The 8,722-nt window shown below is 56.2% G+C and carries 6 protein-coding genes; all 6 read left to right on the top strand.

Features of this window, described 5'->3' with window-relative positions; all coding sequences use genetic code 11:
* Positions 1-310: 310 nt before the first annotated feature.
* The 6 genes from AAAX59_RS09360 (at position 311) to pflA (ending at position 8,053) form a co-directional block, all read left to right on the top strand.
* Entirely contained in the window at positions 311-1,321 is a 1,011-nt protein-coding gene (locus tag AAAX59_RS09360; RefSeq protein ID WP_349071561.1) for a LacI family DNA-binding transcriptional regulator, read from the top strand.
* Positions 1,322-1,505: 184 nt separating this feature from the next.
* Positions 1,506-2,888 (top strand): family 43 glycosylhydrolase, encoded by a 1,383-nt coding sequence (locus AAAX59_RS09365; RefSeq protein WP_035137642.1) that lies wholly within the window; start codon positions 1,506-1,508, stop codon positions 2,886-2,888.
* A 45-nt stretch (positions 2,889-2,933) separates the two neighbouring features.
* Positions 2,934-4,385, top strand: coding sequence for a PTS transporter subunit EIIC (locus AAAX59_RS09370; protein ID WP_052044095.1), 1,452 nt, complete (start codon positions 2,934-2,936; stop codon positions 4,383-4,385).
* Between the two features lie 101 nt (positions 4,386-4,486).
* On the top strand, positions 4,487-5,929 hold the full coding sequence (locus tag AAAX59_RS09375; protein WP_349071562.1) for a glycoside hydrolase family 32 protein: 1,443 nt from the start codon (positions 4,487-4,489) through the stop codon (positions 5,927-5,929).
* A 276-nt stretch (positions 5,930-6,205) separates the two neighbouring features.
* Positions 6,206-7,060: a DegV family protein gene (locus AAAX59_RS09380; protein WP_349071563.1), complete on the top strand. Its 855-nt coding sequence runs from the start codon at positions 6,206-6,208 to the stop codon at positions 7,058-7,060.
* A 174-nt stretch (positions 7,061-7,234) separates the two neighbouring features.
* Positions 7,235-8,053, top strand: coding sequence for a pyruvate formate-lyase-activating protein (gene pflA, locus AAAX59_RS09385; protein WP_349071564.1), 819 nt, complete (start codon positions 7,235-7,237; stop codon positions 8,051-8,053).
* Positions 8,054-8,722 lie beyond the last annotated feature (669 nt).

Raw genomic sequence — 8,722 nt, forward strand, 5'->3', positions numbered from 1 at the left:
AAACGAGGGCAGCCCTGTGGGCGCCAGCGGAATGTGGGGTCACCGCGCGGTCCGCATCTGATGGTGTCGACGTCAATGGTATACGGGTGCATCATCGACGTCTTCAATACAGAAAATATCAGTGCGGGATGTTTTGGAAAATAACCCAAAACCGGCCATGTGGGGTCCTTTGGAGTCACCCTTTAGGCGGAACTCTCCTAATTATTTGGATGAGTCGTTTACTTACTTGTGCTGTTACCGTCTTCCCGCTGTTGTTGGGGTATGCTTTGTTCGTATGTAAACGTATGACATGTTGATGGGGGAGGGTGCTATGGCTCGCGAGAGTGCTCGTTCTAAGGATACGGCTAAGCCTGGCATCAAGGAAGTTGCAGCGGTGGCGGGGGTTTCGCCTACTACGGTATCTCGCGTGCTTAATAATCGCGGCTACATTAGCCAGGAAACCCGCGATAAAGTCCATGCGGCGATGGAGCGCATCAATTACACGCCCAACGATATCGCCCGTGCCATGCTCAATGGCCGCCTGAACCTTATCGGCATGATTGTTCCCTTTGTGAGCAGCCCGTTCCATGCTCAGGTTGTGCAGGCGGTCGAGCGCACGTTAGCGGAAAACGGTTTTAAGATGCTGCTGTGCAATAGTGCCAATCGACCTGATCTTGAGCGTTCTTATATCGATATGCTTCGGCGCAATATGGTTGATGGCGTCATTGTCAACTCGCTTAATATCGGTGCCGAGGCGTATGCCGAGATGGGCTTGAGTCTGGTTGGTATCGACTGCGACCTTGGCGAGGCCTCTGTTCAGATTGCGAGCGACAGCTATAGTATCGGCGAACTTGCCACGCGTCGCCTGATCGATGACGGATGTTCACGCATCCTGTGCCTGCGCAGCAATAGCCGCATGCGCATGCCTGCCAATAAGCGTACCGATGCCTACCTCGATGTTGTTGAGCAGGCCGGTTTGCCCGTGCTTGTCCGTGAGGTCGAGTTCGTTAAGCCCGACGACGAAAAGAGTGCGGTCGTTGCGAAGATCCTCGATGAGAACCCCGATATTGACGGCATCTTTGCGGGAGACGACACGATGGCGGCTATCTGCCTCAACGTTATGAAGCAGCGCGGCTTGAGCGCTCCGGGCGATATTAAGGTCGTGGGCGCGGATGGTGCCCGCCGCACTATGACGTTTATGCCTGACTTAACAACCGTACGCCAAGATATCGATCGCATCGGAGAGCTCGCGGCGCAATCCATCATTGCTCTTATTAACGGCGAAAAGCCCGAATCGAATATCAAGCTCCCCGTTGAACTCATTGAGGGTAAAACCGCGTAGTTTATCCCGTGCCAAAAGAATTCCTCAAACACCTCTGATGACCGTTCGCCGGCATATGTCAACCGTTTGCCGACGACTGGAACTGCGAAAAGACGTATTAGTGTGAAAACGTTTGACATATGAAAACGATTGACATATCTTGCAGTTGTACCGAGTTAGTATCTCGTGAGAAAGGAAGTCTCGGATGCACAAGGTGTATTACCAGCCTGAGGGAATTTGGGTAGGCGACATCATGCCGTACGGCGAGGACGGCACGTTCTATCTCTATCATCAGCGTGACACGCGTAACCCCGAACCTTTCGGAGAGCCGTTTGGCTGGGCACTCGCTACGACCAAGGATTTCGTCAACTACAAGGACTTTGGCGAGAGCCTTGAGCGTGGCGGTGACGAGGAAGTCGACCAGTACATTTATGCCGGCACGGTGTTTAAGGTGGGCGACAAGTACCATGCGCTCTACACTGGTTGCAATCGCGATAAGGTCCGTGCACGTTTGATGAAGCAGGTTCTTCTTCACGCAACGAGCGACGACGCCGTCAAGTGGGAGAAGAACATCGCCGAGACGCTGCTTCCGCCCCAGGAGGGCTACGACGACCGCAACTGGCGCGATCCCTTTGTGCTTTGGGATGAGGAGAACGAAGAGTACATGCTCATCCTCGGCACACGTGTGGGCGAGGACAAGCGTCTGATGACCGGTCGTCTGGTCAAGTTCACCTCCAAGGACCTGACCAACTGGGAGTTCCAGGGCGACTGGTGGAACCCGGGCCTGTACACCATGTTCGAGATGCCTGATCTCTTTAAGATGGGCGACTGGTGGTACCTCGTCTTTTCCGAGTACAGCGACGGCAACAAGACCCGTTACCGCATGTCCAAGTCCATCAACGGTCCTTGGATTACCCCCGCTGACGACTCCTTCGACGGCCGCGCGTACTACGCCGCTCGCACCGCATTCGATGGCGAGCGCCGCGTTCTCTTTGGTTGGGTTCCTACGCGTGACGAGGGCGGTGACCCCAGCTCTTACCTGTGGGGTGGCACTTTTATGCCCCTCGAGATCGTTCAGCGTGCCGACGGAACGCTCGGCACCAAGCTCCCCGACAGCATGCTTGGCGCCTTTGGCGAGGCTAAGGCAGTCGAGACCTTTGAGCTTTCCTGCGAGTCGGGCAAGGTCGAGCAGGTGCTCGCCGCAGATGCCGGCTCCACCTACTTGCTCGATGCCGACATTGAGCTCGGCGGTAACGCTGCCGGCTTCTCGGTCAAGTTCGCCGAGGACGCCGAGACCGGTCTTGCCTATGAGTTCCGCGCCAACCTGCGCGAGGGCAAGCTCGAGTTCACGCCGGCTCCCCAGTACCCGTGGTTCCAGGTCAACAACATGGGCCTCGAGCGTCCGTTGTTCTTTAAGGGCGAGGGCACTCACCATGTGCGTCTGGTCGTCGACGACGACATCGCGACCATCTTTGTCGATGATGTCGCGCTCAACGCTCGCTTCTGCAACAAGCAGGGCCAGGGTGTGGCGCTTACCGTCACCGACGGTGCGCTCAAGTGCGCAAACGCAACGATCGCGTCTCTGTAGCGCCAACGAACCGTTTTATGATTTAGAAAAGGAATGGAGAGGAACATGGACTACAAGGCAGTGTCCCAGCAAGTCGTCGACAACGTCGGCGGACTGGAGAACATCGAGGGCGCCACGCATTGCGTGACCCGTCTGCGTCTGGTGCTCAAGGATACGAGCAAATACAACAAGGCCGAGCTCGAGAACATCGATGGCGTCAAGGGCGTGCTGTACAACAGCGGCCAGCTCATGATCATCTTCGGTACCGGTACCGTCAACAAGGTTTACGATGAGTTTATGGCTCTGACGGGCGTTAAGGAGATCAGCGCTTCCGAGGTCAAGGGCGCCGAGGCGGACAAGAAGGGCAAGTTCTTCTCGGTCCTCAAGGTATTCTCGGACATCTTTATCCCCATCATTCCCGCTTTCGTCGGCGCTGCTATCATCATCGGCCTTAAGTCGCTGATCGTTGCCAACGGCCTCTTTGGCATGGAAGGCAGCCTCGCCGATCACAGCGAGTTCCTCAAGAACCTCGCAAGCTTCTTTGCCATTATCGCCACCACGTTCGACTACCTGCCTGTCCTGGTTATGTACAGCGCAGTCAAGCGTTTTGGCGGTAACCCGATCCTGGGCATCCTCGTCGGTATCGTCATGGTTCACCCGAGCCTTATGAACCGCAACACGTTCGTTATGGACCCGACGGGTGCTGAGTACTGGAACTTTGGTCCGCTCTCCATTCCCATGGTTGCTTTCCAGGGCGGCGTGTTCCCTGCAATCCTGACTGCCTGGTTTATGGCCAAGGTCGAAAAGATTGCCCAGAAGTACATCCCCGAGGTCGTTTCGTTCGTCTTTGTCCCGACCGTTACCCTGATTCTTGCTAACGTCGCCCTGTTCACCGTGTTCGGCCCGCTCGGCAACCTGATCGGCGATGTCCTCGCCGGCGTAATCGATATCCTGTACAACAGGATGGGCGTCTTTGGTGCCTTTGTCTTCGCCGCGTTCCTGCAGCCGCTTGTCGTTACCGGTACGCATCAGTTCATCCAGGGTATCGAGGCAAACCTTGTTGCCACGACTGGCTTCAACTACATCCAGGCCATCTGGTCGGTTTCCATCATCGCCCAGGGCGGCGGCGCCATCGGCATGTACCTCATTCACAAGAAGCATTCCAAAGAGCGCAACATTTGCATGTCGTCCTTTATCCCGACGCTGGTCGGAATCTCCGAGCCCGCTATCTTTGCTGCAAACATGCGCTACTCGATCATCCCGTTCATCTGCGCATGCATCGGTGCAGGCTGCGGCGGTGCCTTCGTCAAGCTCTTTGAGGTGCGCGCTATCGGTCAGGGTCTGACCGGCGTGCTTGGCCTGCTCATCGTCACGCCCGAGACCCTCGTGTGGTATGTGGCTGGCAATCTCATCGCCTTTATCGTGCCGATCGTCTTGATCTTTGCCTACAACAAGGCAAAGGGCGTGCCGACCACCGATGAAGAGGGCGCTGGCGCTGGCTTCGACGTTAGCTTCTAGTTGAGCCGTTCAGTGTAATCTGAGGATAAGTCCATTTGAGGAAGGGCGTTCGACTCGTGTGAGTCGAGCGTCCTTCCCCATAGACGAGAAAGTCAACGGCGATGTTTAATCAAAAAAATAAGGTGACACGCGCGGACTATGAGCAGTGGCGTGCCGGACAGGATGAGACGGCGGGTCGCATCGCGTCCGACCCCGATAGGCTCCTGTTCCATGTGGAGCCTGAGCTTGGCTGGCTCAACGACCCCAACGGTTTGGTTCAGATTGGTGATACGTATCACATCTATCATCAATACGATCCGTTCGATGCTGCGCATGGCGGTCCAGTGCTTTGGAACCATCTGACGACAAAGGATTTTGTGACCTACGAGAATCATGGTCCCGTGCTGTTTCCCGATTCCGATTTGGATTCGAGTGGAGCGTATTCTGGTTCTGCCTTTGTACGCGATGGCAAGATTCACTACTTCTATACCGGCAACGTCAAGCATTTTGACCGCGATGATTACGACTACGTGTTGACGGGCCGTGAGCAAAACCAGATTCATATGGTCGCCGAGAATCCCGACGAATTGGGCGAGAAGTGCATAGCTGTTGGACCGGTCGATTACCCCGACGATATCGGTACGCACGTGCGCGACCCCAAGATCCTTGAGCACGATGGTATCTACTACATGGTTCTGGGCGCTCGTACGAAAGACGACCGTGGCTGCGTGCTTGTCTATACCTCGCGCAATCTTGAGGACTGGAGCTATGCGACGCGCATTGAGTTGGGCGAGAAGTTTGGCTTTATGTGGGAGTGCCCCGATCTGTTTGAGCTCGATGGTGAGCTTGTTCTCGTTTGCTGTCCGCAGGGTGTGCCTGCCGATGGTTGGCGTTACCGCAATCCGCATCAGTGCGTGTGGTTCCCCATCGAGGCCGATTGGGAGGCGCCGAGCTTTAAAATCGTCGGGCAGGGCATGCCCCCGATGGTCGATGCCGGTTTTGATTTCTATGCTCCGCAGTCCTTTGAGGATGCTGCAGGCCGGCGTTTGATGATCGGATGGTCGGGTTGCCCCGATGCGACGGCAGAAAACCCGACGGTGGCGCGCGGGTGGCAGTGCGCGTTGACGGTGCCGCGAGAGCTGAGCATGCGCGATGGTAAGCTCTGCCAGCAGCCGACGCACGAGATTGAGAGGATGCGCGGCGACTGCGTTCGCGCGACAGGCGGTGAAACCGTTGAGGAGCCGGGCCGCCTGTTTGATCTTGTGGTTTCCTGTGAGGGCGCCAAGATGGTCGAGCTCGAGATTCGCAAGGGTGTCTTTGTGCGCTATGCAGACGGGATGCTTACCCTCGACATGGGTGACGAAGGCTATGGGCGCGACCAGAGGTCGATCAAGCTCGGTGAGCTTCGCGACCTGCGCGTGCTTTCGGACACTACGATGGTCGAGATTTTTGGCAACGGCGGCGAGGCGGCGCTTACGAGCCGTACCTATTCGCCGGCGGTACCGGCGTTAGGGCTGCATGCCGAGGGTGCGGTGTCGATGGAGTTCTACCGCCTCGCGCATTAACCGTGCGTGAGGCACGATTGGACTTGCTGGGCGGAATGTATTGCAGTTGCCGCAGCGAATTACCGTTTATCGCGTATAGCGACCGTTTGCGGGATAAGTAACACTCATTTATAAACCGTGTAAAATCTCAGTTAAGCACGGAGTTTTCCAGAGAGACGCTGTCCTTTGCTATGTGCAAGGGACGGCGTCTCTTTGGCGCTCTGCCGCCGTTGTGCAACAGTGCGGCGGCGCGTGCCATGTATTGAAAAGCCAATGTCGAGATGGGTCGTGATAATAATGGGCAAGTACGTAATCGTGGTTGAGTCTGGGTCGGATGTGACGCCGGAACTCTGCGAACGCTACGGCATCGTGCGCGTGCCTATGCATGTCACGATTGGTGACGAGACCGTCGAGGACGGCTCAATCGATCCGCTCGAGATTTATTCGCGCTGCAACGAGTTTGGCGTGATGCCCAAGACCAGCGGCTGCGCACCTGCGGATTTTGCTCACGTGTATGACCGTATCCATGCCGAGCAGCCCGATGCGATCATTCTGCATCTTGCGTACTCCGAAGTCACGACTTGCTCGCATCAGTCCTCCAAGATTGCGGCTAAGGGCCGCGACTACGTATTCTCCATGGATACGCGTTTTGTCTCGGTGGGCCAGTCGCTTGTTGCCGTCGAGACCGCCAAATACATCGAGGCTCACCCCGATGCCACCGTCGACGAGATCTTTGCATTTACGAACTCCGTCATGGACCGCGTGCTGCTGGGCTTTGTTCCTACCGACCTGGCCTTTCTTAAGGCGGGCGGTCGCTTGTCCAACGTCGCATTCCTTGGCGCCCACCTGCTCAAGATTAAGCCCTGCATTGAGGTAACGGGCGGCAAGTTCGTGGCGACCAAGAAATTCCGCGGCTCTATGCTCAAGTGCGCCCGCGCCTTTATTGACCACATGGTTGCGAAGGGCGAGATTGACTACTCGCACATTGGCCTGGCGTATTCGGTGGGCCTTTCCCAGGAGCTGCGCGATGACATGGAAGTCTATGCGCATGATCTGGGCTTTAAGGACGTTACCTGGACTCAGGTCGGCGGCGTCATCTCGAGCCATTGCGGCCCGACCGCCTTCGGTGCGGTGCTCACGCTTAAGGCGTAAAGGCCGCAGGCGAGCGTTCTTCAGCCTGACATCTCGACGTAGCCCCCAGCCATGGTGATGGGGGATAGATTAAAACGTGCCGTTCTAGTCCGAGACGTTTAAACGCAAACGCATGGGCTAGAATGACTCTGGCATTTTAATTGGTTGCATCCAAGGAGAGGCAAGGTAGCGCGAATGGCAGAAATGACGCTTGAGGGTGTGGACGCTCGCCCCGAGGACTCTGCGTTTGCCCTTGGCCGCGTGCATTCGATCGAGACGATGGGAACGGTCGACGGACCCGGCATCCGCTTTGTGGTGTTTGTTCAGGGCTGTCCCATGCGCTGCGCGTATTGCCACAATCCCGATACCTGGTCGGTCAACGGCGGCACCATGGTGACCGTCGAACACCTGATGGATGAGTTCCAGAGTAACCACGAGTTCTATCGCAGCGGTGGCATTACGGTGTCCGGCGGCGAGCCGCTCCTGCAGCCCGAGTTTTTGGCCGATCTGTTTCGTGCTATGCATAACAACCCCGATGGCCGTGTACATACCTGCCTAGATAGCTGTGGCTATGCATTTGACCCCAACCACCCCGAGAAGTTCGATGCCGTGCTCAACGAGACCGACATGGTACTGCTCGATATTAAGCATGCCGACCCGGTCGAGCATAAAAAGCTGACCGGTTGCGATCCCGCACGCATCTTGGCGTTCGGCGATGAACTTGCACGTCGCAAGATCAAGGTCGTTATCCGCCACGTGGTGGTGCCGGGCATTACCGACACGGTGGAGGAGTGCGAGAAGCTCGGTCGCCTCATCGCTCCATGGCACAACGTGGTGGGCCTGGAAATGCTGCCGTATCACACGATGGGTGTCGTCAAGTACGAGCAACTGGGCATTCCCTATAAGCTCGAGGGCGTGCCCCAGATGGATACCGCGCGCATGCCCGAGCTGCGCAACGCCGTCATGACGGGCATGAAAAAGCGCCGCGCGGAACTCAAAAACGCTATCGGCTAGCGAGCCATTTTCGCTCCCCAAAGGCACTCATTGGGGACAGACTTAAATGAGTACCCCTGGGCACCAAGTTGATTGCCAAAGAGCCCCGTCAAGTTGCGGTGGAATAGTTCTTGTTTTTCGGCTTATGCCGCCCAAACAGGAACTATTCCACCGCAACTGCGTTTTGGGTGGAGATGCGCAACAGAATCGTGCCATTTGGATAAATACGCTTGTGGTTTCTTTAAAGACACCTTAAACGCCGCTGAATATCTTTGGAAAGAAATGCCCGCTCGGTATTATGCTGCTCGTATATGAACGGTAGCAGTCAGGAGACCACGTGCGAAACAACGCATCGCGGGACGAGTATGTGCCGCAGCATGGCAGCAGATATGAGACGAAGGGCACGCCTTCGCGTGGCCTCGCTGACGCTCGCATCCGCGTGACGAAGATTGCCGCCATTGGGATGTTAACGTTGGCGGTTATTATCCTCGGAATTACCGCCAAAACCTACGCGTCGGAGCGAATGGCACACTCAGATGCGTCAACGGTACAGACGCAAAACAAAAGGCTCTGTTAGACCAAAATTGACATATAGCATTTTTCCGATTTGGGACGATAATGCCCGGGGGCAATTTGAATTTGCTCCCGGGCATTAGTCTATTTTGGAGGTTTGAATGCGGTCAAAACTGA

Origin of the sequence: Collinsella sp. CLA-ER-H2 (genome assembly GCF_040092405.1) — a bacterium.
GTDB lineage: Bacteria > Actinomycetota > Coriobacteriia > Coriobacteriales > Coriobacteriaceae > Collinsella.

Coding starts and splice junctions, on each gene's coding strand:
- AAAX59_RS09360 (WP_349071561.1), top strand. CDS start 311: ATGGCTCGCGAGAGTGCTCGTTCTAAGGATACGGCTAAGCCTGGCATC.
- AAAX59_RS09365 (WP_035137642.1), top strand. CDS start 1,506: ATGCACAAGGTGTATTACCAGCCTGAGGGAATTTGGGTAGGCGACATC.
- AAAX59_RS09370 (WP_052044095.1), top strand. CDS start 2,934: ATGGACTACAAGGCAGTGTCCCAGCAAGTCGTCGACAACGTCGGCGGA.
- AAAX59_RS09375 (WP_349071562.1), top strand. CDS start 4,487: ATGTTTAATCAAAAAAATAAGGTGACACGCGCGGACTATGAGCAGTGG.
- AAAX59_RS09380 (WP_349071563.1), top strand. CDS start 6,206: ATGGGCAAGTACGTAATCGTGGTTGAGTCTGGGTCGGATGTGACGCCG.
- pflA (WP_349071564.1), top strand. CDS start 7,235: ATGGCAGAAATGACGCTTGAGGGTGTGGACGCTCGCCCCGAGGACTCT.